Below are 24,320 nucleotides of genomic sequence, written 5' to 3' on the forward strand. Positions count from 1 at the left end.
CCTCTGGGCGGGCGTTCGATAAGCGTGACCCTCGATGGAGTGAAAACACGATCAGCCATAACGTCGGATGGTTCTCCCGCGTTTTACGCGGTGCGGGCGAGTGCCCGCATCCATGTCTGGAAGGCAGGGAACCTATGAAACGGGTTACCCGAAATGGTTTGATCGCCGCGGCCGCCGCTTCGGGAGCGCTGGCAGTGGCGATGCCGGCCCACGCCGACGCCACGGCGGACGGTGGCACGGCCGCTTCGCCCGGGCTGATCTCCGGCAACACCCTCCAGCTCCCGGTGCACGTCCCCGTGAACGTGTGCGGGAACACCGTGAACGTGGCCGGGCTCCTGAACCCCGCCGCGGGCAACGGCTGCGCGAACGTGAGCGAGGGCCGGGGCCCCGGCGTCGGCGGGAGGGGCCACGGCAGGGGTGGCGAAAGCGCTGGTGGCGTGGCCCGTGGGGGTACCGTCACGCGCGGCGGTGCTGTCGCGGTCGAGAGCGGAAAGGATTCTCCGGGCGTGCTCTCGGGCAACGGCCTCCAGCTCCCGGTACACCTCCCGGTGAACGTCAGCGGCAACACCGTGAACGTGGTCGGCCTCGGCGACGCGTCCGTGGGGAACACGTCCACGAACACCTCCGGCGACCACCCCCAGCCGGTGAAGCCCGCTCCGAAGCCGCACACGCCGCCCAGGGCGTACGTGCCGCAGGGGACGCCGTACCACGCCCCGCCGCGGCCCATGGCCTCCCTCGCCCACACGGGCGCCGACCAGACGATGCCGGCGATCGCCGCGAGCGCCGCCCTGCTCCTCGGGGGCGCCGTGCTGTACCGGCGTTACCGGCCCACGGCGGTCCGCTGACGCGGAAGGCCCCACCGTGCTCACGACCGGTGGGGCCCGTTCGGGTGGTTTCTCCGCGCGGTCCCCGGGCGGGGGTCAGCGCATGTCGGGGAGGTCGTCGCGCAGGATGCTGTAGCGCACGCCGTCGCGCCACCGGCCGTCCCGGAACGACAGACTGCGCAGCACGCCCTCGCGGGTGAACCCGACCTTCTCCAGGGCGCGTTGCTCGGCGATGTTCTCCGCCTCGGTGTCCGCCTCGATCCGCACCACGGTCGTGTGCGCGAACAGGTACCCGACCAGCTGGCGCTGGGCCTGCGTGCCCCAGCCCTTGCCGCGCGCCTCCGGCAGCAGGCCGATGCCCATGTTCCAGTAGTACGTGCTCGGGGTGGGCCGGATCTTCCGCCACCCGACGAAGCCCAGCCGCTCCTCGCCGCGCACGACCATCAGATGGCCCGCGTCGTCGCCGAGCATGCGGTTCTCGTCCCACTTGCGCCTCCAGTGGTCCGGGTCACGCCAGCCGAACCACTGGAAGGGTGCGGCGGTCTCGGGTTCCGTCAGGAACCGCTCCATGACGGGCAGGTCGTACTCGGCCACCGGGCGCAGGGTCACGTCATCGTCACTCATGGACGACAAGCCTATGAGCGACGGACGATGAAATCCCCATGGAGATCGGGAAAGATGCTGCGGGCGCGGGCGATCGCCGCGCACCCCGGCCGTAAGCGAATGGAGCGCACACATGACTTCTCCGGGTCCCGCGGATCTCGTCGTCGCCCGGGCCTCGCTCGACGACTGGTCGGTGATCAGCGGGTGGGCGGGGGACGAGGGATGGAATCCGGGGCTGTCCGACGCACCGAGCTTCTTCGCCCAGGATCCCGAGGGTTTCTTCATCGGCAGGATCGACGGGCAGCCGGTCTCGGCCGTCTCGGTCGTGACGTACGACGCCGACTACGCCTTCCTGGGCTTCTATCTCGTACGACCGGATCTGCGCGGCCGCGGCCACGGCCTCACCACCTGGAAGACGGCCCTCGCCCACGCCGGCGGCCGGACCGTCGGTCTGGACGGTGTGGTGGCGCAGCAGGACAACTACCGCAAGTCCGGCTTCGAACTCGCCCACCGCACCGTCCGGTTCACCGGAACCGTGCCGGCGGGGCAGACGTCACCGGGGGTGCGGCCCGCGGAAGCGGCCGACTTCGCGTCCATCGCGGCGTACGACAGTGCCTGCTGCCCGGCCGACCGCCCCCGCTTCCTGGAGCGGTGGCTCACCGGTCCCGGCCACCGCACCTTCGTCCGCGTCGACGACGGCCACCTCACCGGCTACGCGGTGATCCGACCCGCCCTCGACCGCCCGCGCGTCGGCCCGCTGTTCGCCGACACCGCCGAGGACGCCCGCGCCCTCCTGCTGACGCTGGCCGCCGACGCTCCCGGCGGCGAGGTCGCCATCGACATCCCCGAGTCGAACGCGCCGGGCGTCGCCCTCGCCGAGGAGTTCGGTCTCACCCCCTCCTTCGAAACGGCCCGGATGTACACCGGCCCGGTCAGGCCGTTCAGCGGCGGCCGCGTCTACGGGGTCACCACGCTGGAGCTCGGCTAGAGCCTGTCCGGCGGACAGGCCATCGGTCAGGCGGCGGAGCGTTCGTCGGGCTGGCGGCGGCGCAGGGCGGTCTGCTGGATGGCGGGTGGGTTGTAGGCCATGTCGAGCGTCCCGATGTCGGTGCCGGGCGGCACGATCGCGTCGATCTGGTCGAGGATCTCGTCGGTCAGAGTGGTCTGCGCGCCCGCGAGGAGGTCGTCCAAGTGGGCCATCGTGCGCGGTCCGATGATCGCGGAGGTGACGCCGGGGTGGGCGATCGCGAACGCCATGGCCAGGTGCGTCAGCGGCATCCCCGCCTTCTCGGCCAGGGGGATGAGCTGTTCGACGGCGTCGAGCCGGCGCTCGTCGCTGAGGTGCTTGAAGCCGAAGGCGGCACGGTGGCTGTCGGCCTGCCGGCCCTTGCGGTAGCGGCCGGTCAGCAGGCCGCCCGCGAGCGGGCTGTAGACCAGGGTGCCCATGCCGTAGCGCTCGCAGACGGGCAGCACCTCGCGCTCGATGCCGCGGTTGAGGATCGAGTACGTCGGCTGCTCGCTGCGGAACCGCACCAGGCCGCGCCGCTCGGCGACCCACTGTGCCTCGATGACGTCCGAGGCGGGGAAGGAGGAGGTGCCGACGGCCCGGACCTTGCCCGCGCGCACCAGGTCGGTGAGGGCCGAGAGGGTCTCTTCCACGTCGGTGTCCGGGGCGGGCCGGTGGATCTGGAACAGGTCCACGTGGTCGGTTCCGAGCCGGCGCAGGGAGTCCTCCAGCGCGCGGACCAGCCAGCGCCGCGAGTTGCCCTGCTGGTTGGGGTCGTCCCCCATGGGGAGGTGGGCCTTGGTGGCGAGCACGACGTCGTCCCGGCGGCCCTTGAGGGCCTTGCCGACGATTTCCTCGGACTCGCCGCGTGAGTAGGCGTCCGCGGTGTCGACGAAGTTGATGCCCGCGTCCAGCGCCTTGTGGATGATCCGGACGGAGTCGTCGTGGTCGGGGTTGCCGATGGCGCCGAACATCATCGCGCCCAGACAGTACGGACTGACCTTGATGCCGGTTCGGCCCAGTGTGCGGTACTTCATGAGTCTCCTTGTGCGTCGGCCGGTGCTCGCCGTGGCGCGTTAGGCTGGCGGAAACGGAACAGCGTTCAACCTAGACGATACGGAACAGCGTTCCGGTTAGCAAGGAGAAGCATCGTGAGCGAGGAAACGGCTCGGGAAGCCGGCGCCGCCGCGGCGGAAGGGCAGCCCCGTAAGCGGCTGCGTGCCGACGCGCAACGCAGCACCGACGCCCTGCTCACGGCGGCCGCGGAAGTCTTCGCCACCTCGGGAGTCGACGCACCCGTGCGTGAGATCACCGCCAAGGCGGGCGTGGGGGCCGGCACCCTCTACCGCCACTTCCCGCAACGCGCGGACCTCATCGCCGCGGTCTTCCGCCACGAAGTCGACGCCTGCGCCGACGCCGCGCCCTCCCTGGCGGCGCGATACGAACCGGCCGAAGCGCTCGCCAAGTGGCTCCAGCGCTTCGCGGGCTTCATCGCCACGAAACGCGGACTCAGTGCGGCCCTGCACTCGGGGGACCCGGCCTACGACACCCTGCCCTCCTACTTTCAGCAGCGCTTCATGCCCGTCCTCGGCGCGCTCCTCGACACCGCGGCGAAGGCCGGCGAGATCCGCTCCGACGTCGACCCCGAAGACCTCCTCGTAGCCACACGCAATCTGACCCTGCCCGCCCAGGAAGACGACAACGGCCACACCCCACGCATGATCGCCCTGCTCGTCGACGGACTCCGCTACGGCGCCCCCACCCGGGAATCCCGCTGAAGGTCAGGTGTCCGGTCAGGTCCGGGGCCCTGCGGGCGGGGTGTCAGACGGGGCGCCGCGCGGGGAACGCCCGCCGCCGCCCCACCGCCACCACACCGACCGCGGCGGCGATCAGCGGGAGTGACGTCCAGGGAAGAGCCGTGGCTCCCGCGCTCTCCAGGACGAGTCCTCCGGTGAGGGAACCGGCCGCGATGCCGGCGTTGTAGACGGTGGTCTGCAGGGAGGTGGCCACGTCGGCGTGGGTGGGGCCGGAGGCGTCGACCAGCGCGGTCTGGATCAGCGCCGGCGCTCCGCCGAACGCGGCGCCCCACAGGGCGACCGAGACGAGGAGCACGAGGGGGTCCCCCGCGGACAAGGCCAGCGCCGCCATCGCGCAGGCGATCAGGGCCAGGGCCGTCAGCAGCGTACGGCGCAGGTGCGCGTCCACCAGGGCCCCGACGATCCAGATCCCCACCACCGTGGCCACCCCGAACACCAGCAGGACGAGACCGGTGTGGCCGAAACCGGCGTGCTCGGCGAAGGGGGCGACGTACGTGTACATCACCTGGTGCCCCAGCAGCAGGAGCAGGGTCACGGAAAGGACGGTCACGATGCCGGGCAGCGCGGCGACCCGGCGCAGGGGCACCCGCGCGCCCGCCGGCTCGCCGGGCAGGCCCGGCACCCGCCACCGCACCCAGAACACGAGCAGCGCGGCGAGTACGGACAGCACGCCGAAGGCCGCGCGCCAGCCGACGGCGTCCGCCAGCGCGGTGCCCGCGGGCACGCCCAGCGACAGGGCGAGGGTGATGCCCCCGAGGACGATCGCGATGGCACGGCCGCGCCGCTCGGCGGGCACCATCCGGGCCGCATACCCGACGAGCATCGCCCACAGCGTGCCACCCATGACCCCGGCCCCGAGCCGGGCCGCGAAGGTGAGCGCGTACCAGGACGACACCGCGGTGACGGCGTTGCAGAAGGCGAAACCCAGGAGGGTGCCGGTCAGTACCCGGCGGCGCGGCAGTCCGCGCAGCGCTGTCGTGAGGGGCACCGCGGCGAGGAAGGACGCGAGCGCGTAACCGGTCACCAGGAAACCGACCCGCCCCTCGGACACCCCCAGGGCCGGAGCCATCCGCGGCAGCAGACCGGCGGGCAGCAGTTCGGTCAGTACGGCGGTGAAGGCGACCGTGGACAGGGCGAGCAGCCCCGGGAGCGGCGGCCCGGAGACGGGCAGGGCGATGCCCTTGGCGGGCGGTGCGAGCGACATGCGACCATGCTGAAACCTTCACATCAGTGTGAAGGCAAGCGTGCCTGCCTCGGGGACGCGCCTGCCCCGGAGAGCGGAGACATGAGGATCGGTGAGCTGTCGCGCCGCACCGGCGTCCCCACCCGGATGCTGCGCTACTACGAGGAACAGGGCCTGCTGCGACCCGAGCGGGCCGCCAACGGCTATCGCTCGTACGGCGAGGGAGCCGTCCCGTGCGTACGGCAGATCCGCGGGCTGCTCGACTCCGGGCTCACCACCGAGATCATCCGTGTCATCCTGCCGTTCCTGTCCGACCCCGGCGAGATCCATCTCCATCCCGAGTGCCTGACCCAGGAGACCGCCGCACTCCTGCGGGGCGAGATCGACCGCATCCAGAGCCGCATCGACTGCCTGGCCCGCAACCGGGACGCGCTGCGGGCCTATCTCGACGCGGTTCAGCCGGGGGTACTGCGGCCGTGAGGCCGGCTCACGGCAGCCGTCAGTTGGCGAGTGCCCGGGCGCGCTGGGCCGCCTCGCTCACGGATCCGTGGTGCACCGGGCCGTGCCCGGGCAGGAGGACGTCCGCCGCGAGTGTCTCGATGAGCTTCAGCGACGCGAGGGCGTTCGCACGCTCGGCGTGGAACATGTCGGGCAGCAGTTGCGGTCCCCGTATCCGCGAGGTGGGGTGACCGCTGACCAGGGCGTCGCCGGAGATCACGATGCCGGCGTCCGGCAGGTGGTAGACGCAGTGTCCGGCGGTGTGCCCGGGGGTGTGCACCGGCACCGGACCGCCGGGAAGATCGAGCGCCCCCTCGCCGGGGAACGGCTCGGGCCGGGTCATCCGGACGTCCGCCTTGCCGCCGGACCGGAGCGCGTGCACCGCCCAGGGCAGCACGCCGGGGCGCCAGGCCTGGCGCATCACCTCACCCACGCTCACCTGCTGGAGGAAATCGCGGCGCGCGTGCGCCACCTCCTCCTCGTGCAGATGGACCGGGACGCCGTAGGCGCTGCTCAGGTACTCGGCCGACCCGACATGGTCGTTGTGCGCGTGGGTGATGAGTACGGCGCTGATGGCCTCGGGGGAGTGGCCTAGCGCGTCGAGAGAGGCGAGGACGTCCGGGCGGTCGCCCGGATATCCGGTGTCGATCAGGGTGACGGCGTCCCCCTCGGTCAGGATCACCCAGTTGGTGTTGCTGCCGTGAACCAGATGGATTCCGGCCGCTACCTCGACGATCGCGTCCTCGCGCATGACCATCCCGATGCTTGAGATCTTTCCCGGCCGGGTCGGGCCGGGTCGAACCGAAGGTATCGCGTGCGGGCGGCAACGTGACGGGCGGCCACTGGGGCACGGACGTGTTCACCGACGGCGTGGCCGAACGTGAACGGGCCCTGTCGGCAAGGGACTTGACGCGCCCGCGGAATGGCGGCTCCCATATGGCGAGTCTCGTTGACTTTTGTTCGAGTCTGCGAACAAACCGCTCAAGGGAGAGCCGCATGTCCCCCCATTCGCACACAACGCGCCTCAGGGGCCTCCTGAAGCGCGCAGCCGTTCATGGCGCCGTCCTGGGCCTGGCCGTCGCCGGATTGGCCGGAGTCGGACGCTCCGCCACTCCGCTCACCGCCGAGCCGACCGCCGTCAGCACCAACCAGATCGGCGTCGCCCCGGCCCCGATGGGCTGGGCGTCCTGGAACACCTTCGCCAGCGTCATCGACTACAACACCATCAAGGCCCAGGCCGACGCCCTCGTGTCGTCGGGCATGGCCGCCGCGGGCTACAAATACGTCAACATCGACGAGGGCTGGTGGCTGGGCACCCGCGACAGCAGCGGCAACATCACCGTCGACACCGCCAAGTGGCCCGGCGGGATGAAGGCCATCGTCGACTACATCCACCGCAAGGGCCTCAAGGCCGGTGTCTACACCGACGCGGGCAAGAACGGCTGCGGCTATTACTACCCGACCCCCTCGGGCACGCCCGCCGCCCCCAACACCGGCATGGAAGGGCACAACCAGCAGGACCTGGAGACCTTCCAGAACTGGGGCTTCGACTTCCTGAAGATCGACTGGTGCGGCGGTGACGCAGAGGGACTCGACCAGGAGACGACGTACAAGGCGATCCGCGACGCCAACACCGCCGCGACCGCCGTCACCGGCCGCTCACTCGTGCTGTCACTGTGCGAGTGGGGCACGGGCAACCCCTGGAACTGGGCCGCCGGCACGGGTGCGATGTGGCGCACCAGCACCGACATCGTCTACTACCCCGACAACCCGACGATGACCAACATCCTGGCCAACTTCGACAAGTCGCTGCACCCCGCCGCCCAGCACACCGGCTACTACAACGACCCGGACATGATGACGGTCGGCATGAACGGCCTGAGCGCCGCCCAGAACCGCACCCACATGGGCCTGTGGGCGATCTCCGGCGCCCCCCTGCTCGCGGGCAACAACCTGGCCACCATGAGTTCGACGACCGCCTCGATCCTCACCAACTCCGAGGTCATCGCGATCGACCAGGACCCGCGCGGCCTCCAGGGCGTCAAGGTCGCCGAGGACGGCACCGGCCTGCAGGTCTACAGCAAGATCCTCTCCGGGACCGGAAAGCGCGCGGTCCTGCTGCTGAACCGTACGTCCGCCGCGGCGAACATCACCGCCCGCTGGCAGGACATGGGTCTGACCACCGCCTCCGCCGCCGTACGCAACGTCTGGTCGGCGTCCAACGCCGGTTCGTACGCGACGAGTTACACGACCAGCGTCCCCGCGGGCGAGGGTGTGCTGCTCACCGTCTCCGGCACCGAGGCGTCCGGGACGACGTACGAGGACACCACCTCCGCGACGACCCCGGCCTTCACCGGAGTCACGGCGTCGGCCGCGGGGACCAAGCTGATCGACATCACCTACGCCAACGGCGGCACCGCCGACCGCAAGGCGACGCTTCAGGTGGGTGGCCAGTACGCGCAGACGCTGGCCTTCCCGCCCACCGGCTCGGCGACCACCTACCGGACCGTCTCCGTCCTCGCGTCCCTGGCGAAGGGCTCCAACACGCTGACCTTCGGGGCCTCGGGCACCGCGCCCGACATCGACGCCGTGGCCGTGCGCGCCGTCCCGGGCACCAACGGGACGGCGGTCGTCGGTACCGGGGCCGGACGGTGCCTGGACTTCTTCAAGAACACGATCACCAACAACAGCCAGGCCGAACTGTGGGACTGCGGCGGTGGCCAGAACCAGACGTTCAGCCACACCTCGCGCAGTGAACTGGTGGTCTACGGCAACAAGTGCCTCGACGCCTACAACAGCGGTACCGCCAACGGCACCAAGGTCGTCCTGTGGGACTGCAACGGCGGCACCAACCAGAAGTGGACCTTCAACTCCAACGGAACCGTCACCAACAACGTCTCGGGTCTGTGCCTGGACGCGGTGGGCGCCGCGACGGCCAACGGAACCCTGATCGACCTCTGGTCGTGCAACGGCGGATCCAACCAGCAGTGGACCCGCAACTGAACCGCGTCTGACCAGGGACGAAACACCGGGGCGGGGTGGCCTGATCGCCTCCGCCCCGGTGCAAGGCCGTTGCCCTATGCGCGTCGGGGTGCTGGAGTGACCCCATGGATCACGTTGCGGTACTGGCTCTGTTCGACCGGGACATGCGGGAGGATGCGCGGCCCGACAGCCCAGGAGCCCGGGTCGAGCGCGTCGACAAGGTGGTGCGCCAGGTCGGCACCGAGCAGGGCTGGAACGGGGTGATCTGGTCGGACCTGGACGAATCGAGCGCCGACGCCGCGATCGCCGAGCAGATGCGCTACTTCGGCGAACTCGGCCGCGAGTTCGAGTGGAAGCTGTACGGGCACGACAAGCCCGAGGACCTGGGGAAGCGGCTGCGCGCCGCCGGGTTCGTCGCCCAGCCCGAGGAGACCCTGATGATCGCCGAGCTGGGCGACCTCGCGCTCGACGCCCAGCCGCCCGAGGGTGTACGGCTGCTGCCCGTCACCGACCGTGCGGGCGTCGACCTCGTCGCGGACGTCCACGAACAGGCCTTCGGCACGGACAGCACCCGGATGCGCCACCAACTCCTCGCCCAACTCACCGGCGACGAGGACAACGTCGTCGCGGTGGTGGCCCTCGCCGGTGACGTCCCGGTCAGCGCCGCCCGCATGGAGATGGTCCCCGGCACCCGCTTCGCCGGCCTCTGGGGCGGCGGCACCATCGACTCCTGGCGCCGCCGCGGCATCTACCGCGCGCTCGTCGCCCACCGCGCCCGCGTCGCCGCCGAGCGCGGCTACCGCTACGTCCAGGTCGACGCCACCAGCCAGAGCCGCCCGGTCCTCGCCCGCCTGGGCTTCGAACCCCTGACCACCACAACGCCGTACGTATACGGGTGACACCGGACGCCATCCGGGCGGAGATGGTGTCACTGACCGCCGGTCGGCCGAGGCGGCTGTAGGCCGGGCCGGCGCTTCAACTCGTGGCCGGCATCCGGCACTTCAACTCGTGGCCGGCATGTCGCCGTTCGGCGAGCCCATCGATCTGCCAGATCGACATCGGCGAGCGACCGCCGCCCCTCCTCCCGCACCGCCGAGACGGCCGCGTCCAGGAGGCGGCCGCCCTCCGCCCGGCGCCGCTCGGCCTGATGGACGGCCCCGTCAGCGGCGCACCTTCACCCGGTCGAGAGCCGCCACGCCCACCGCCGCGAGTCCGATCTGAATGATCCACTCGATCCAGTCGATGCCCTTCGTGTTCGCCACTCCGAACGCGGCGGCGATCCCCGAGCCGATGAACGCGGCCACGATACCGACGAGGATCGTCCACAGGATGCCGATGCGCTGGCGTCCCGGGACCACGAGCCGGCCCAGTACGCCGATGATGATGCCGATGAGAATGGCACTGATGATGCCTGAGATCTCCATCTCCGCCCCTTTTTGTCAGGACCCCCGCTGTTAGGTGTGTTCCCCCTGCGGGCGAAGACAGTCCGTTCCGCTCTCCGGCCGTCCCGTGTCCGGTCCGGGAGGCTCCTGTTCAGTCGCGTTCCTGCCATGTACCGTTCAAGAATCTGTCGTGCGGTAGACGGCCAACCACCGTTCTACGCGCGCAGACTTGGCGCCCGCACCGCCTCTCCCCACCCCTCATGGAGGTTCGCCGGATGCTCGGATTCAGAAAATCCCGCCACAGACTCACCACGGCCACGGCCGTGTTCGGACTGCTCGTCGCGGGTGCGGCCGTCCAGGCGTCCGCGGCCGCTCCGGCCGCCGCCGCGACCCCGCACCGCATCCTGTTCGACAACGCCCACGCCGAGACCGCGGGCAACGCCGACTGGATCATCTCCACCAGCCAGCCCGACCCGCTCGGCCAGGACTCCTCGCCGTCCTCGGAGACCGACTGGACCGGAGCCCTCTCCTCCTGGGGTGTGGCCCTGCAGAAGACCGGCGACTACAGCCTGAAGACGCTGCCTTCGGGCTCCAGCCTGGCCTACGGCGGCTCGACGGCCACCGACCTCTCGAACTTCGACACGCTGGTGCTGCCCGAGCCCAACACGCTCTTCACGACCGCGGAGAAGACCGCGATCATGACGTTCGTGAAGAACGGCGGCGGTCTGTTCATGATCTCCGACCACACCGGCGCCGACCGCAACAGCGACGGTGAGGACGCGGTCGAGATCCTCAACGACCTGATGACCAACAACAGCGTCGACTCCACCGACCCGTTCGGCTTCTCCATCGACACCCTCGACATCAGCTCCGGCTACCCGGCGGCCATCAGCGACAGCACCAACGCGGTCCTGCACGGCTCGTTCGGCACCGTCACCAAGAGCCTGATCGCCGACGGCACCACGGCCACCCTCAAGCCGGCCGACAACTCCGCAGTCAAGGGCCTGGTCTACCGCAGCGGATACTCGGGCAACACCGGCGCCTTCTTCGCCACCAGCACCTTCGGCAGCGGCCGTGTGGCGTTCTGGGGCGACAGCTCCCCGATCGACGACGGCACCGGCCAGTCCGGCAACACCCTGTACGACGGCTGGAACGACACCGGCGCCACCAACGCCGCCCTCGCCCTGAACGCCACCGAGTGGCTCGCGGGCGGCAGCAGCAGCGGCGGCGGAGGCGGTGGAGGGGGCGGCGGCACCTGCACGGCCGCCCAGCTGCTCGCCAACCCCGGCTTCGAGTCCGGCAACACGTCCTGGACGGCGACCAGCGGTGTCATCACCAACAGCTCCGGCGAGGCGGCCCGTACGGGTTCCTACAAGGCCTGGCTGAACGGCTACGGTTCGGCCAACACGGACACGCTCTCCCAGCCGGTCACCATCCCGTCCGGCTGCGCGGCCACCCTGAACTTCTATCTCCACGTGGACACGGCCGAGACGACCACCAGCACGGCGTACGACACCCTCAAGGCCCAAGTGCTGAACAGCAGCGGCACGGTCCTGTCGACGCTCGCCACGTACTCGAACCTGAACGCCGCGTCGGGCTACACGCTGCGCAGTTTCGACCTGTCCGGCTACGCCGGGCAGACGGTCACCGTCAAGTTCACCGGCACCGAGGGCTCCACCCTGCAGACGTCGTTCGTCCTCGACGACACGGCGCTCAACGTGAGTTGAGCGCGAACGAGCGAGAGGGCGGGTCCGGGAACGGGCCCGCCCGTCGCGCACCAGAGTTCGGGGCGCCCGCCGAGTCAGCCGACGCGACGCGCCTTGACGCCGTCGGCCTCGAAGTCGTAGACGTACTTATTGATCCGCAGTCCGTCGACGGCGCCGGTCCACAGGTGGTCGCGGCCCTTGCCCACGGCGGCGGAGTGGATGGTCGGCACCGCGCCGCCGTGTTCCTCGTGCCGCCGTCGTCGATGTTCTCGCCGGTCTGGAAGACGTGTGTTCCGGTTCGAGATCAATCCGAACGTGAGCGCGCACCCGGGCGACACCTACTCCATGCTGGTGTGGCTACCGGACGCGGCCCCGGTGATGAACGCTGGAGCGGCTACACCTATGCCACCACGACCGGCACCTGGTACCTCACGGGCGGCGAGACCGCCTGCAACCAGGCCACCCCGTGCACCTTCGCGGCGCTGAGGGCCTCACTCAACAAGAAAGTGTGTGTCGCCGTCACTCTCCCTGTCACTTGGATTCGATGCCGACCGCCGGGACGGTCGTCTCCGGCGTGTTCCATCCCGAGACCCGTACTCGGGGCGCCGAACCGTGCAGATCGGCCGTCCGGTAGGTGGCGGTGAGCGTCGCCGACTCGCCGGGCCACAGGCTGACCTGGTTGTCGGACCACTGAACGGGCAGGACGGGCTTCCCGGCCGAGTCCACGAGGTGCACGTCGGTCAGCAGCGACGGCGTCCGCCCCGTCCCGGTGTTCCGCAGCGTGACCGTCGTCCTGGAGGCGCCGTCCGCGCCGGCCGAGGTCGAAGCCGTCGCCGAAACCGGCACCTGTGCCATGGAGCTGAGCCCCTTGAGGTCCGCGTAGCTCGTCGTCGGCGTGTAGTACCAGTCGGTCTTGGCCCAGTCGAGGGTGTCGGACCTGGTGGACAGCCAGTAGACGTTGCGGCTGACCTCCTTGCCCTCGGCGTCGGTGAGGACGAGGCGTGCCAGGTAGGTCGTCGACAGGCCGCTCACGGAGGACGGCACGGTGAGGGGAGTGCTGTGGGCGCCGTCCCCGTCCACGTCCACCCCGGTCGCCGTCCTGTCGTACTTCTGCGTGCCGTCTGTGTTGAAGAGCGTGACCCGGGCCGTGAGGCCCGACGCGGAGGCGTGCCGGTTGTTCACGACGACGATCGAACGGGTGTCGTAGGAGTACTGGATGTGCAGCGGCTCGTTCGCCTTCCTGGCCCCGAAGTAGGCACCGCCCTGGTCGAGATAACGGTCCATCAACTGCCAGTGCAGCGAGGTCCATCCGCTGTTGAACATCCAGTAGACGACCCCGGTCGCGGGCTTGGCGGAGTCGGTGGCGTTGCGCCCGTACGCCTCGTACTGCGCGCGTACGTTCTCGTACTGGGCGAGCTGTGCCTTGCGTACGTAGTCGGTCAGGCCGCTCGGCGCTCCGTACCGTCCCGCGAGCGCGTCGTCGTACAGCTTGAGCGTGCCGAAGGTCGACGACGGTGAGCGGTGGTACTGCTTGGTGGCCGGGCTCTTCCACAGGGTGTCCAGCTCGGCGGGGGACATCATGCGGCGCAGGGTGTCGAGGGTGGGGATGTCGGGGCCCGCGCTGGTCTCGGAGTTGAAGCCGGTGGCGCCGCCCTCGCGCTTGGCGTACCAGTAGTTCGGCGGGATCCAGTCGTAGGGCCCGGTCATCTTCATGCCCGAACTGCCGCTGATCGGCGATGACTTGTCGGAAGCGGCGGCGACCACGGGGTTCGGCCAGTCGGCGGCGTCCAGCGCGTCGAGGTAGTTCTTCTCGATCGTCGCGTCCGGCGCGAAGTCGCTGCCGATGAGGAAGGAGATGACGCTCGGGTGGTCGCGCAGCCGGGCGGCCTCGGCGGCCATCGACGCCTTGGCGACGGGATAGTCGGCCGCGGTCCACTTCTCGCCGGCCTCGCTGCCGTTGACGTTCCCCTCCCACTTGTCGCAGCACTCCCAGCCGGGCAGCGTGAGGATGCCGTACCGGTCGGCGAGGTCGAAGAACTCGTCCGGCTCGATGTGGCCTTCGAGGCGGATGGCGTTGAGGCCGAGGTCGAGCGCGTACTTCAGCCGGTCCTCGGCATACGTCCGGTCCCAGCGCAGGAACTCGTCCGGGGACCAGCCGCCGCCCTTGATGAGCAGCCTGCGGCCGTTGACGCTGTACTGCCGGGCGCCGTCGGAGTTGAGGGGCGCCTTCACCTCGCGGATGCCGAAGTTCTCGTGCGCGGTGTCCGAGGCCGTGCCGCCGACGGAGGCCGTCAGGTCGAGGCCGTACAGCGGCTGTCCGCCCATGCCCGCGGGCCACCACACCTTCGGCGCGCTCAGATGCAGGCCGGGGGTGTCGGTGGGGGAGAAGGTGACGGTCTTCGTCTCGTGTGCGGCGAGGGAAACGGTTTTGCTGAAGGAGGCGTCCGAGCCGATACTGCCGGACACCGTCGCTGTGACGGCAGCGCTCGTCTCGTTGCGGGCCTGTGCCTTGACCGTCAGGTCCGCGGAGGCGAGCGAGGGGACGGCGAGCTCGGTGACGACGTGCGCGTCGCGCAGTGCGACCGGACCGCCCCGGCGGACGAGAACGTCACGCACGATGCCCATGTTCTGGTCGGGCGGAGGCTGGAGCCAGTCCAACCAGCCCATGGTCAGGTTCTTGGTGGGCTCGTTGGGCCGGATGCGGAAGGCGACCGTGTTCGTGCCCGATCGCACCAGCGAGGTGATGTCGATTTCGTGCCGCGTGTAGGCGCCCGCGACATCGGCGGCGGTGGCGACCTGCTCGCCGTTGACGTAGACGTCCGCCGCCGAGATCACCCCGCTGAAGTCCAGGTAGCTGCGCTCGGTGGTGTCGGTGACCGTGAAGTCCGAGCGGTACCACCAGGGGACCTGGAAGTCGGCCTTCGGGATCTTCCGCTGGTTGGTCGAGTAGAACGGGTCGGCGTACTTCCCGTCCGCGAGCAGCGCCGCGAGGACGGTGGAGCGGGAACCCGCGGGGTACCAGCCGCTCGTCGGATAGCCCGGGCTCGAGACGTCGGACGCCGCGTCCGTGACCTTGGCCGTCGACTGGATCGCGTACCCGGACAGCGCGGTGGTGCTGCCCGCGGTGGCGGGCACCGGGGTGGCGAGCGAGCGTGCCGCCGTGTCGGGCCCGGCGCTCCGGGGCTCGCCCCACGCGCTGGTCGAGAGGGTGCACAGGAGGCCCAGGGCGACGGCGGCCGTGGCGGAACGCCGTCTTGGGGCAGGGCGATGGAACACGGTGGTCTCCTTGGGGGTGGGGAGCATCCGCGCTACGAGACTGCATGTCGGCACTGCGAGACATGGGCGAGGCAGGGGCAGGAAGGCGCGAGCCAGGCCCGCAAGTTAGGAAACTTTACTAACTGGCGCACAAGCTAGGCGGCCGAGCAATCGGTGTCAATCACCCAAGGCGAGTGCCCCGCTCAGGACGCCGAGCGTCGCTCGAACACCACGTCCCTCGCGGTCCCGAGGGCCGTCGCCACCGCGCCCAGCAGAACCGCGTCCTCGCCCAGCCGACTCGGCACGATCTTCGGACGCAGGGGCGTGAGCGTACGCAGGGTCTCGCGCACGGGCCGCAGCAGCAGGTCGATGCTGTGGCCCACGCCGCCGCCGAGCACCACCAGATCGGGATCGAGCACCGCGGCGGCCGCGGCCACCGTATAGGCGATCCGCTCACCCTCCAGCCGTACCGCCCGCACCGCGGCCGGGTCTCCTTCGCGCGCCGCGTCGAACACGGCCTTGGCCGTGAGCTGGCCGGTCATACCGAACTGCCGCGCGGCCTCGACGACGGCCTCCCCCGACACCGCGTCCTCCAGCGTCTCCGGCTTCTGCCGCCCCGGCCACGGCAGGAACCCGATCTCCCCGGCCCCGCCGCGCGCCCCCGTGAACAGCCGCCCCTCGCTCACCACGCCCATGCCGAGACCGGTGCCGATCAGGATGTACGTGAACAGCCGGCTGCCCGCGGCGACGCCGTACGTGTACTCGCCGAGCGCCGCGAGGTTCGCGTCGTTGTGCACCTCCAGCGGGATGCCCAACTCCTCGCGCATCCGGTCGAACAGGCCCGCGCGGCCCCACCCGGGCAGATGCATCGCGTACCGCACCCGGCGCCGTTCCTCGTCGTACACGCCCGGCGTGCCCACCACCGCGTGCGCCACCTCGTGCGCTCCCACGCCGGAGTTGGCGACGACCTGGCGGGCGGTGGAAACGACGAGGTCGGCCATGGCGCCCGAACTGCGCGCCCGATTGCGCACATCGGCGCGGGCGACCACACCGCCGTCCAGATCGGCGACCGCCACCCGCAGCCAGCTGCGCCCGATGTCGATGCCGAGCGCGTACCCGGCCGCGGGATCCGGCGCGTAGAGCACCGCCACCCGGCCGCGCTCGGGTGCGTGCGTGCCCGCCTCACGCACCAGCCCCGCCTCCTCCAGCGCCGCGAGCGCGCTGGAGACCGTCGGCTTCGACAGCCCCGTCTCCCGCGCGAGCTGAGCCCGCGAGGCGGCACCGCCCGTGCGCAGCCGGTCGAGCAGCAGCCGCTCATTGGTGCTGCGCAGCCGCTGCCGGTTCCAGGGCTGTTCGGGCTGCGCTATGGCGTCGCTGGCGGGCATCGCTCCATTCTCACGCATGCCTGACACCCTCTTGACGCATCTAGTAAGTCTCCTTAACTTTATCGCCCAGTCAGCCTCGCCGGGCGAGCCAAAGGGGAGCCCACCTCCCCGCGTCCCGATATCAGGAGACCCCATGTCCGGTAGCCCGCCACCCACCGGCGGTTTCGTCCGCCGCGTCGGCCTGTTCCAGGCCACCGCCATCAACATGAGCCAGATGTGCGGCATCGGCCCGTTCGTGACGATCCCGCTGATGGTCGCCGCGTTCGGCGGCCCGCAGGCGATCATCGGCTTCGTCGCGGGCGCGATCCTGGCCCTCGCGGACGGCCTGATCTGGGCCGAGCTGGGCGCGTCCATGCCCGGCTCCGGCGGCAGTTACGTGTATCTCCGCCAGGCCTTCCAGTACCGCACCGGACGCCTCATGCCGTTCCTGTTCGTCTGGACGGCCATGCTCTTCATCCCCCTGATCATGTCCACCGGCGTGGTCGGCTTCGTCCAGTACCTCGGCTACCTGGCCCCCGACATGGGCAAGACGACGGGCGACCTCATCGGCCTGGCCGTCGTCGCCCTCGTGGTGCTGCTCCTGTGGCGCGGAATCGAACACATCGCCCGCATCACGGCGGTCATGTGGGCGGTCATGATCACCTCGGTCCTCCTGGTGATCATCGCCGCGGCCACCGACTTCAGTGCCCACCTGGCCTTCACCTATCCGGCGCACGCCTTCGAACTGACCAGCAGCCACTTCTGGATCGGCTTCGCCGCGGGCCTGACCATCGGCATCTACGACTACCTGGGCTACAACACCACCGCGTACATGGGCGCCGAGATCAAGGATCCGGGCCGCACCCTGCCCCGCTCCATCATCTTCTCCATCCTCGGCATCATGGCGATCTACCTCCTCCTGCAGATCGGCACCCTCGGCGTCATCGACTGGAACCGCATGACCGATCCGACGGACATCGCCTCCACCTCCGTCGCCTCGGCCGTCCTCGAAAAGACCTGGGGCAAGGGAGCCGCCGACACGGTCACGGTCCTCATCCTCATCACCGCGTTCGCCTCGGTCTTCACCGGACTCCTCGGCGGCTCGCGCGTCCCCTACGACGCCGCCCGCGACCGCGTCTTCTTCCGCCCGTACGCCAAGCTGCACCCCAAGCACCGCTTCCCGATGCTCGGCCTGGCGACCATGGGCGTCATCACGGCGATCGGCTTCCTCATCGGCCGCCACACCGACCTGGCCACCCTGATCCAACTCCTCACCACCGTCATGGTGATCGTCCAGGCCCTGGCCCAGATCGTCGCCCTGTCCGTCCTGCGCAAGCGCCGGCCCACCCTCCATCGCCCCTACAAGATGTGGCTCTACCCGATCCCCAGCCTCCTCGCCCTCGTCGGCTGGCTCACGATCTACGGCTACGCCGACAAGAACTCCCCGGGCCGCCACCCCATCGAATGGTCACTGGCCTGGGTGGCCCTGGGCTGCGTCGCCTTCGTCGTCTGGGCGAACCTGGAAAAGGTGTGGCCCTTCGGCCCGAAGGAGATCAAGGAGGAGTACCTGACCCCTTTGACCCCGGACACGGAGCCCGTCGGCACGTGAAGGCCCCACTTGCCGCACCCACGACCGCGTCGGCGCCAGTCACCCCCCGACTTCCGCGCAACGCAACGCCGCCCGGACCTCGTCCGCCGGATCCCCCCGGTGGTAGGGCCGCTCCGAGGGTTCGATGCCGTCCAGGAACTCCTGATAGCGGACGGCGTACGTGAGATGGGCCAGTGGCCCGGCGAGATCGAGCGCCCGAGCCGGGTCACTGCCGGGCACCCGCGATTTCCAGGCCTCCACCCAGCTCCGGGCGGCCGCCGCACGGCCCGACTCGGGAAGGAATCCCTGGACGCGCAGCCCGTCGAGCACGGGATTGCCCCAATAGGCATCGGCGAAGTCCACCACGACGGGCGCCCCACCGTCGCTTCGCCAGTTCCCGGGGTGGAAGTCACCGTGCACCAGCGTGTCGGGCAGCCCGCACTCCGACAGAAGCTCCCACCGCCCGGCCAACTCCCGAGCTCCCCGCACCTCCGGCTCGGTCAACTCCTCAGCGAGGGGCCCGTCGAGCAGATCACGAACCGCCACCTCAAGAACCGACGCACGCCAATCCCGTACCCCCGCCACCACGCCGCACCCGCCCGAAGTCCCGGCGGCGACCGCGGCCTGCGCGGCAACGAACCGCTCCACCGCCGCACCGACCGTCTCCGGCGTGGCCTCCCAGCAGTCCTCACCGGGAATGTGCTCCATCAGGACGCGCCGCTCACCCACGCCGAGGAGCGGAGGAACGAGCCCCGGGTCGACCCCCGCGAACGCGGCGATGACGGCGGACTCGTCCGCCGCGAAGTGCGGTGTCGCCTTGAGCCAGACCGGACCGCGCGCGGTGGGCAGACGAAAGAGCCCGGACAGATTCCAGGTACGCCGCTGCACGACCGGACCGCTCACAGGCCGCCCCGCCGAAGCCAGCTCCCCGGCCGCCCAGTCGAGCAGCTCGCGCAGCCCCTCCGCCCGGGCCCACGGCGACCTGAGCGCCTCCGCACCGTCCAACACCACTGTCTCGACGGGTCGTTGGTCCAGCAGACCATTCGCCGGACGCTCCAACGCCTCGACGTGGTACGTCACATGGCCGTCCCGCCCGCGGGCACCCCCCTCCACGTCCAGCAGCCGCAGTACCAGCACGGGCACCCCGAGCAGTCCCTCCAACCACCCGACGACCGGCCCCACTTCGGACCACCAGGGAACGTCCACGGCGAACGGCCCCGCGCTTCCGAGGAACTCGTCACCCGAGGTCACCCACGCACTCACAGTTCTTGTCACCGCGCGAGTGTGAACGACCGGATGCGCTCCCGGCCAGCGATTATCGGCGGCCGGGACGCGCGCTTCGGAAGGGGAGCGGAGCCGATGCGGCGACTCCGCTCCCCTTCCCCCGGGTCCCCCAACCCGGTCCCCCCGCGGGCCCTGTGGCCTTCCGGGCCGGAGCGCCCCCCGCGCGCCCCGGACCGAAATCCTTCTGTCCGACCCCGACCCGAGGGTCGGACAGCACATCGAACCGAACCCCCGAAGTCAGCCCTCGGCCTCGGTGTAGACGAAGGTCTCCAGCAGCCGGCGGTCCGCCGCCCGGTATCCCGGACACACCACGAAGGCGACGGGTCGCCCGGCCTCGCACGAGGGCCACAGGGCGTGTTCCTCCGGATCCGCCGGGGCGCCGGGTTCCACCGCGAAGTCGAAGTGGCTGGCATGACCACTGACGGTCATGGCCCGGAACAGATGGGCGGCCTCCGTGCCGACCCGCTCCAACAGCCGCTGGTGGCGCGCGTCGAGCCCCACCACCCCGGCGTCGGTGGCGATGCGGGCCAGTTCGGCGAGGTCGGGTTCGCCGAGCCCACCCTGCTCGTCGGGGCCGAACAGCACCACACACAGCCGGCTGATCAACTGAGCCTGGCGCCGTACGACGTCACGGGGCCGCTCCGCCGTCAGCCGCGGCTGGATCAGGTCGGGCATCCGCTGGGTGTACAACGCCCGCAGCCGCTGGGCGAGTTCATGGTGGACGAGGAAGTCCTCACGGGTCAGATCGGCCCGTTCCGCCACCTGGGTGACCCGCACCAGGTCCAGTACCTCGCGCTGCTCGTCGAGCACGCGGCGGGTGTCCGCGACGGCCGTCTCCAGTGTCCGGGCCCGTTCCTCCGCGCGTTCCTGGCGCATCCTCAACTCGATCAGCCGGTCACCCAGCGGGTCGAGCGCGGCCAGCGCGGCCCGCTGGTCGTCCGCGGCGGCCTCCAGCTTCCGGATCCGCGACTCCAGGGTGTCCAAGCCGTCCAGCCTGATGCTCACTTCCTGCGGCCGCTTGCCCTTGTCGCGGTTGAACAACACGTCTCCTCCTTCGGGGCGGTAGGCCATGGCTATACGCGGTCGAAGTCGACGGAGACCTGGCGGGTCTCCCCGGTGGCGGGGTCGAACACCTCGACCCGCAGTTCGGCGGCGCCGAAGTAGAACAGCAGCATGATCGGACGCTCGCGCAGCGGTCTGCCGACGGTGCCGGACAGGTCGACGGTCAGCCGGCCGATCTCCTCGCACCCGTCCTCGTCGACGTACCGGGGATCGGCCTTCGCGGAGCGGTACAGGCGTACGTCGAGCTCGTCCTGGTCCTCGCGGACCGGCACGATCCGGAACGGGTGGGCGTCGTTCACCCGCACGCTGTCCATGCGCCGGACCGCGACACCGAAACGGCCGATGCACAGGAGGTCGCCCTCGTCGTCGCGGTACATGCGCATCGTGGAGTCGACCCCCTCCTCGAAGGGCTTGGCCGTCTCGAAGCCGTAGGTGTACTTGGCCTGCCGGGAGACGAACACGTCCGGCCGGTAGGCGAAGTGGACGGCACCCTCCAGGACCGCGAGGGCCGGGTCCGGCGGGACGAGGATGCGGTGCCGCTCGCCGAAGCGGGCCCGCATCCGCTCGCGCAGCCACGGGGAGCGGGCGAATCCGCCGACCAGGACCAGGGTCTCCGGCTCCGCGCCCGCGCCACTGGTCCGGCCGATGGTCGCGAGCTGCTCCGCGACCTTGTCCAGGATGCCGTCCACCCTCTCGTCGAGCAGCCCCTCCACCTCCTCGGGAGGCAGCACGATCTGCCGCGGCAGGCCTGCGGCGTCGCGTGTCAGCCGCGCACGCACCGGCTCGTCCAGGAGGTCCCACACGGTGACCGGAACCTCGATCCGCACCGGGTCCAGCGCATGGGCGACCGCATCCGCTTCCCGGTCCAGCTCTACCGTCGCCTTGGCCCGCTCCCACTGCCCGGACAGCTTGAGCAGCTCGCCGGGGTGGTCCCGTTCGATCCGCTTCAAGGCCGCCTGGCCGAAGCGGTCGCCGAGCGTCTTGTCCAGGAAGGCCTGGTTGACGTATTCCGAACCCAGCCACCCACCGGTGGCGAGGCCGATCTCGCGCAGCGCGATGGACGGTCCGGCGTCGCCGTGCGACTCGTACGCCGTGATGTCGACCGTGCCGCCGCCGCAGTCGACCACCACGGACCGGAAACCGTCGAGGTGCAGGGGCAACCGGGCCCGCCGGTGCGGATCCGAGGCGGCGCCGGGCATCCGCAGATGGCAGTACAGGGCCGCCGCCTCCGGCTCGATGGCCAGCAGCAGCCGCTCCGGATCGCCGGGGAACCCCGCGTCCACGGCCAGTCGCCGCAGCACCGCCTTGTCCTCGTCGTCCCAGATCGCGGGGACGGTGATGCACCAGCGGACCTCTCGTTCCGTGTACGTCATCCTCTTGATCTCCGCGGTCGCCAGTTCGCGGATCTCCTTGAGGTAGGCGGTGACCAGTTCCCGTATCAGACCGCGGTCGGTGCGGTCGACGAAGCCGCCCGTGATCGGCAGGTCCGCCATCGAACCGCCGCTCTTCAGCGCCGTCTTGAAGGCGTAGGCGTAGCCGAGCCCTTCGGACTCCCCCTTCGTCAGGGCCTCGACCCACCGAGCGCGCGCCTCGTGGCCCCAGGCGACCGTGTCCCCGCCGTCCGTCACCAGGATCGCGGTGAGGTTCTTCGGACTGTCCAGCTGCCGGCCCGGGAACCGGGTGAAGAACTGCACCCGCCTGGTCAGCGGATCGTCGTTGAGCGGCGTTCGCACCGTCCAGGCGAAGCCGGTGCCGTGCGTGCCGAAGTCGACGGCCGCCACCACCTTGGCTTCGTCCGATCCCATGACCAGTGCTCCTGTCTGCCGGTGCTCGCACCCTTGCTCGCTGTAAGCTCGCTCACAGACAGAGTGGTGGGTTTCCGCGGCAACGTGGAGCGGTCGGCTGTTGCCAACGCTTTCTGGCAACACAGGGCGGGGAGCGGGCCGTTGGGAGGATGGCGATCGAAGAGAACGCGTTCGGCGCAGAGTTGCGCCGACGTCGGACGGCGGCCGGCAAGTCACTGAGCGAGCTGGCCGAAGAGGTGCACTGCAGCCGCAGCTTTCTGAGCAGGATCGAGACGGGCCAGCGACGTGTCACGCACGAGCTTGCGCAGCTGTGCGACGAGCGGCTGGAAGCGAAGGGCGCGCTGCTCGCCCTGGTTCCCGATCCGTCCACCGAGCGGATCTCGAAGACGATCGGCCCGGGCCCGGGGGAGCGGGCGGCCAAACTGGTGAAGTCCGGTGCGGGCAGGGGTGGTTCGGCCGCCCCTCGGCAACGGGACGAGTTCGACCGGCTGCTGCGGCGCGGCGACCTCAGCCACACCGCCGGGGACATGCGCGAGGCGGACCGGCTCTACCGGGCGGCGTACGCGAGCGCCGAGGGGGATCCCCCGGCCCGGGCGGAGGCCGTCATCAGGATGGCCCGCCGCTGGTCGGACCCCGGGCAGGTCGACCACGAACTGCTCCAGCTGATCAGGGAGAGCCTGGCCGCGCTGGGCGACGACGGGAGCGTCGAGGCCGCCGGACTGCGCCTCAGGCTCAACGCGCACCTGGCGAAGAAGCTGTCCATGGCGGTCAGCCAGGACACCGCCGCCGGCCAGGCGGGCCCGGAGCAGGGCGCACGGCTGGCGCGCAGCACGCTGCGCAGGCTGTCCGTGGACGGCAAGGACGACGAGGTGGTCTGCGAGGTGCTCACCGAATGCCGGTGGGGACTGTACGACTTCATGTCCACCGCGGAGTCCCTGACGCTCTCCGAACGCCTGCGGGACGCCGCGGCCCGGCACGGCTCGGCCTACTTCCGCGGCGAGGCGCTCATGGCCGTCGCCCTCGACCAGCTGCGGACCGGCAAGGTGTACAGCGCGCTGGCCACGGCGAACCAGTACCGCAAGCACGCCGCGGACACCCGCGGTGTGCTGACCACTTGGCAGCAGCACACCCTGGACGCCCTGCTCGACCTGTGGCACGGCCGGTTCGACAAGGCCGCGGGCTGGATCTTCGGCGACGCGCTGACGTTCGTCGAGCGATTACCCGCCGATCTGGCCGTCCCCGCCGACAACCTGCACCAGACCCGCCTCGGCCAGGCCTACTGGCTGCTGCGCGAACAGGGTCGGATGGCCGACCTGTTCGCCTCCGGTCTGGCCGACACCGTCGAACGGCACGGCTACTTCCCCGTCTGGCGGGCCGGGCTCGCGCTCGCGCTGTGCGAGACGGGTCAGTACGCCGAAGGGGCGGACCGGCTCGTGGGATTCGCCCACGACACCGACGACTTCAGCCGGTTCCCGCCGTCCGGATGGGCGGTGCCCACGCTGGTGCTGCTCGCCGAGGTGAGCGCCGCGCTCGACGCCCGGGGCGGATTCGAGGCCGAGCTGCGCCAGGTCCTGCCGGTACTGCGTGAGCGGCTCGCCGCCCACGACGGCGAGCAGATCGCCCTCGCGGGCTGGCCCACCGTGCTGATCGGGCCGACCGCCCGGGCCCGCGGACTGCTGGCCCTGGCCGCCGGAGAGCCGGACACCGCCCTCGCCCACTTCCGCACCGCGACCGAACCGGTCCGCTCCTCCCAGCCCCAGCTGGCCCGCCTCCGGCTGGCCCAGGCCCGCGCGCTGCGCAGGTCGGGCCGCCCCGGCGCCGCCGCCCACGCCTCCGGTCTGCTGCGGGAGGCGCTGCGCGTGGCCCGGACGTACGGCATGGCCGCCCTCGCGATCGAGTGCGCGGCCCTGCTGGACTCCACGGCGGACGCCTAGGGCCTGTCCGGCGGATCAGGGGACGTA

General features: G+C 70.6%; 20 protein-coding genes. 9 read left to right on the forward strand and 11 right to left on the reverse strand.

All coding sequences use genetic code 11. The features are described from left to right. Nucleotides 1-134 precede the first annotated feature (134 nt). Complete coding sequence (locus SMIR_RS37865) at nucleotides 135-845, forward strand: chaplin (RefSeq protein WP_211118595.1); 711 nt, start codon at nucleotides 135-137, stop codon at nucleotides 843-845. Between the two features lie 75 nt (nucleotides 846-920). Here SMIR_RS37865 and SMIR_RS37870 read toward each other — a convergent pair whose 3' ends face one another. Then, nucleotides 921-1,448: a GNAT family N-acetyltransferase gene (locus SMIR_RS37870; RefSeq protein ID WP_168489017.1), complete on the reverse strand. Its 528-nt coding sequence runs from the start codon at nucleotides 1,446-1,448 to the stop codon at nucleotides 921-923. 112 nt (nucleotides 1,449-1,560) lie between these two features. Here SMIR_RS37870 and SMIR_RS37875 point away from each other — a divergent pair, with 112 nt between their 5' ends. Beyond that, nucleotides 1,561-2,415 (forward strand): GNAT family N-acetyltransferase, encoded by an 855-nt coding sequence (locus SMIR_RS37875; protein ID WP_168489015.1) that lies wholly within the window; start codon nucleotides 1,561-1,563, stop codon nucleotides 2,413-2,415. A gap of 26 nt (nucleotides 2,416-2,441) precedes the next feature. Here the strand turns inward: SMIR_RS37875 and SMIR_RS37880 are convergent, their stop codons facing one another. Beyond that, nucleotides 2,442-3,470: an aldo/keto reductase gene (locus SMIR_RS37880; protein ID WP_168489013.1), complete on the reverse strand. Its 1,029-nt coding sequence runs from the start codon at nucleotides 3,468-3,470 to the stop codon at nucleotides 2,442-2,444. 114 nt (nucleotides 3,471-3,584) lie between these two features. Between SMIR_RS37880 and SMIR_RS37885 the strand changes: the two genes are divergently transcribed. Further along, on the forward strand, nucleotides 3,585-4,211 hold the full coding sequence (locus tag SMIR_RS37885) for a TetR/AcrR family transcriptional regulator (protein ID WP_168489011.1): 627 nt from the start codon (nucleotides 3,585-3,587) through the stop codon (nucleotides 4,209-4,211). A 43-nt stretch (nucleotides 4,212-4,254) separates the two neighbouring features. Here SMIR_RS37885 and SMIR_RS37890 read toward each other — a convergent pair whose 3' ends face one another. Then, complete coding sequence (locus SMIR_RS37890; protein WP_168489009.1) at nucleotides 4,255-5,454, reverse strand: MFS transporter; 1,200 nt, start codon at nucleotides 5,452-5,454, stop codon at nucleotides 4,255-4,257. 81 nt (nucleotides 5,455-5,535) lie between these two features. Between SMIR_RS37890 and SMIR_RS37895 the strand changes: the two genes are divergently transcribed. After that, on the forward strand, nucleotides 5,536-5,913 hold the full coding sequence (locus SMIR_RS37895; protein ID WP_168489007.1) for a MerR family transcriptional regulator: 378 nt from the start codon (nucleotides 5,536-5,538) through the stop codon (nucleotides 5,911-5,913). 19 nt (nucleotides 5,914-5,932) lie between these two features. Here the strand turns inward: SMIR_RS37895 and SMIR_RS37900 are convergent, their stop codons facing one another. Continuing rightward, the gene (locus SMIR_RS37900; RefSeq protein ID WP_168489005.1) at nucleotides 5,933-6,682 is read right to left on the reverse strand and encodes an MBL fold metallo-hydrolase; all 750 of its coding nucleotides are present in this window, start codon (nucleotides 6,680-6,682) and stop codon (nucleotides 5,933-5,935) included. Nucleotides 6,683-6,927: 245 nt separating this feature from the next. Here SMIR_RS37900 and SMIR_RS37905 point away from each other — a divergent pair, with 245 nt between their 5' ends. Further along, nucleotides 6,928-8,934, forward strand: coding sequence for a ricin-type beta-trefoil lectin domain protein (locus SMIR_RS37905; protein ID WP_212728050.1), 2,007 nt, complete (start codon nucleotides 6,928-6,930; stop codon nucleotides 8,932-8,934). Between the two features lie 104 nt (nucleotides 8,935-9,038). Further along, nucleotides 9,039-9,812 (forward strand): GNAT family N-acetyltransferase, encoded by a 774-nt coding sequence (locus SMIR_RS37910; RefSeq protein WP_168489001.1) that lies wholly within the window; start codon nucleotides 9,039-9,041, stop codon nucleotides 9,810-9,812. A 261-nt stretch (nucleotides 9,813-10,073) separates the two neighbouring features. Here SMIR_RS37910 and SMIR_RS37915 read toward each other — a convergent pair whose 3' ends face one another. Continuing rightward, a complete protein-coding gene (locus SMIR_RS37915) occupies nucleotides 10,074-10,337 on the reverse strand; it encodes a GlsB/YeaQ/YmgE family stress response membrane protein (RefSeq protein ID WP_168488999.1) in 264 nt (87 codons plus the stop codon). 233 nt (nucleotides 10,338-10,570) lie between these two features. On the opposite strand from SMIR_RS37915, the gene SMIR_RS37920 reads away from it, so the two are divergent. Beyond that, the gene (locus SMIR_RS37920; RefSeq protein WP_212728051.1) at nucleotides 10,571-12,022 is read left to right on the forward strand and encodes a M6 family metallopeptidase; all 1,452 of its coding nucleotides are present in this window, start codon (nucleotides 10,571-10,573) and stop codon (nucleotides 12,020-12,022) included. A 74-nt stretch (nucleotides 12,023-12,096) separates the two neighbouring features. On the opposite strand, the gene SMIR_RS44430 is transcribed toward SMIR_RS37920, so the two are convergent. The 3 genes from SMIR_RS44430 to SMIR_RS37930 all read right to left on the reverse strand — a co-directional run bounded on the left by SMIR_RS44430 (nucleotide 12,097) and on the right by SMIR_RS37930 (nucleotide 16,659). Next, complete coding sequence (locus tag SMIR_RS44430; protein ID WP_282190293.1) at nucleotides 12,097-12,231, reverse strand: hypothetical protein; 135 nt, start codon at nucleotides 12,229-12,231, stop codon at nucleotides 12,097-12,099. Between the two features lie 301 nt (nucleotides 12,232-12,532). After that, nucleotides 12,533-15,277, reverse strand: a complete 2,745-nt coding sequence (locus SMIR_RS37925) for a glycoside hydrolase family 2 protein (protein ID WP_168488994.1) — start codon at nucleotides 15,275-15,277, stop codon at nucleotides 12,533-12,535. Between the two features lie 182 nt (nucleotides 15,278-15,459). Continuing rightward, nucleotides 15,460-16,659 (reverse strand): ROK family transcriptional regulator, encoded by a 1,200-nt coding sequence (locus tag SMIR_RS37930; RefSeq protein ID WP_422664488.1) that lies wholly within the window; start codon nucleotides 16,657-16,659, stop codon nucleotides 15,460-15,462. A 115-nt stretch (nucleotides 16,660-16,774) separates the two neighbouring features. Between SMIR_RS37930 and SMIR_RS37935 the strand changes: the two genes are divergently transcribed. Then, nucleotides 16,775-18,229: an APC family permease gene (locus SMIR_RS37935; RefSeq protein ID WP_168488992.1), complete on the forward strand. Its 1,455-nt coding sequence runs from the start codon at nucleotides 16,775-16,777 to the stop codon at nucleotides 18,227-18,229. A 39-nt stretch (nucleotides 18,230-18,268) separates the two neighbouring features. Here SMIR_RS37935 and SMIR_RS37940 read toward each other — a convergent pair whose 3' ends face one another. The 3 genes from SMIR_RS37940 to SMIR_RS37950 form a co-directional block, all read right to left on the reverse strand. Next, the gene (locus tag SMIR_RS37940) at nucleotides 18,269-19,483 is read right to left on the reverse strand and encodes an aminoglycoside phosphotransferase family protein (protein WP_248002789.1); all 1,215 of its coding nucleotides are present in this window, start codon (nucleotides 19,481-19,483) and stop codon (nucleotides 18,269-18,271) included. Between the two features lie 246 nt (nucleotides 19,484-19,729). Then, entirely contained in the window at nucleotides 19,730-20,536 is an 807-nt protein-coding gene (locus SMIR_RS37945) for a hypothetical protein (protein WP_168488990.1), read from the reverse strand. Between the two features lie 29 nt (nucleotides 20,537-20,565). After that, entirely contained in the window at nucleotides 20,566-22,359 is a 1,794-nt protein-coding gene (locus SMIR_RS37950; protein ID WP_168488988.1) for an Hsp70 family protein, read from the reverse strand. Between the two features lie 149 nt (nucleotides 22,360-22,508). On the opposite strand from SMIR_RS37950, the gene SMIR_RS37955 reads away from it, so the two are divergent. After that, nucleotides 22,509-24,293, forward strand: a complete 1,785-nt coding sequence (locus tag SMIR_RS37955; RefSeq protein ID WP_212728052.1) for a helix-turn-helix domain-containing protein — start codon at nucleotides 22,509-22,511, stop codon at nucleotides 24,291-24,293. The last annotated feature ends 27 nt before the right edge of the window (nucleotides 24,294-24,320 follow it).

The organism is Streptomyces mirabilis (assembly GCF_018310535.1).
In the GTDB taxonomy this organism is placed as follows: domain Bacteria; phylum Actinomycetota; class Actinomycetes; order Streptomycetales; family Streptomycetaceae; genus Streptomyces.

Excerpts from the sequence above, each read along its gene's own strand:
- SMIR_RS37895 (WP_168489007.1), top strand. The coding sequence starts at position 5,536 with ATGAGGATCGGTGAGCTGTCGCGCCGCACCGGCGTCCCCACCCGGATG.
- SMIR_RS37910 (WP_168489001.1), top strand. The coding sequence starts at position 9,039 with ATGGATCACGTTGCGGTACTGGCTCTGTTCGACCGGGACATGCGGGAG.
- SMIR_RS37915 (WP_168488999.1), bottom strand. The coding sequence starts at position 10,337 with ATGGAGATCTCAGGCATCATCAGTGCCATTCTCATCGGCATCATCATC.
- SMIR_RS37880 (WP_168489013.1), bottom strand. The coding sequence starts at position 3,470 with ATGAAGTACCGCACACTGGGCCGAACCGGCATCAAGGTCAGTCCGTAC.
- SMIR_RS37955 (WP_212728052.1), top strand. The coding sequence starts at position 22,509 with ATGGCGATCGAAGAGAACGCGTTCGGCGCAGAGTTGCGCCGACGTCGG.
- SMIR_RS37890 (WP_168489009.1), bottom strand. The coding sequence starts at position 5,454 with ATGTCGCTCGCACCGCCCGCCAAGGGCATCGCCCTGCCCGTCTCCGGG.
- SMIR_RS37950 (WP_168488988.1), bottom strand. The coding sequence starts at position 22,359 with ATGGGATCGGACGAAGCCAAGGTGGTGGCGGCCGTCGACTTCGGCACG.
- SMIR_RS37865 (WP_211118595.1), top strand. The coding sequence starts at position 135 with ATGAAACGGGTTACCCGAAATGGTTTGATCGCCGCGGCCGCCGCTTCG.
- SMIR_RS37930 (WP_422664488.1), bottom strand. The coding sequence starts at position 16,659 with ATGCGTGAGAATGGAGCGATGCCCGCCAGCGACGCCATAGCGCAGCCC.
- SMIR_RS37900 (WP_168489005.1), bottom strand. The coding sequence starts at position 6,682 with ATGCGCGAGGACGCGATCGTCGAGGTAGCGGCCGGAATCCATCTGGTT.
- SMIR_RS37875 (WP_168489015.1), top strand. The coding sequence starts at position 1,561 with ATGACTTCTCCGGGTCCCGCGGATCTCGTCGTCGCCCGGGCCTCGCTC.
- SMIR_RS37935 (WP_168488992.1), top strand. The coding sequence starts at position 16,775 with ATGTCCGGTAGCCCGCCACCCACCGGCGGTTTCGTCCGCCGCGTCGGC.
- SMIR_RS37870 (WP_168489017.1), bottom strand. The coding sequence starts at position 1,448 with ATGAGTGACGATGACGTGACCCTGCGCCCGGTGGCCGAGTACGACCTG.
- SMIR_RS37905 (WP_212728050.1), top strand. The coding sequence starts at position 6,928 with ATGTCCCCCCATTCGCACACAACGCGCCTCAGGGGCCTCCTGAAGCGC.
- SMIR_RS37920 (WP_212728051.1), top strand. The coding sequence starts at position 10,571 with ATGCTCGGATTCAGAAAATCCCGCCACAGACTCACCACGGCCACGGCC.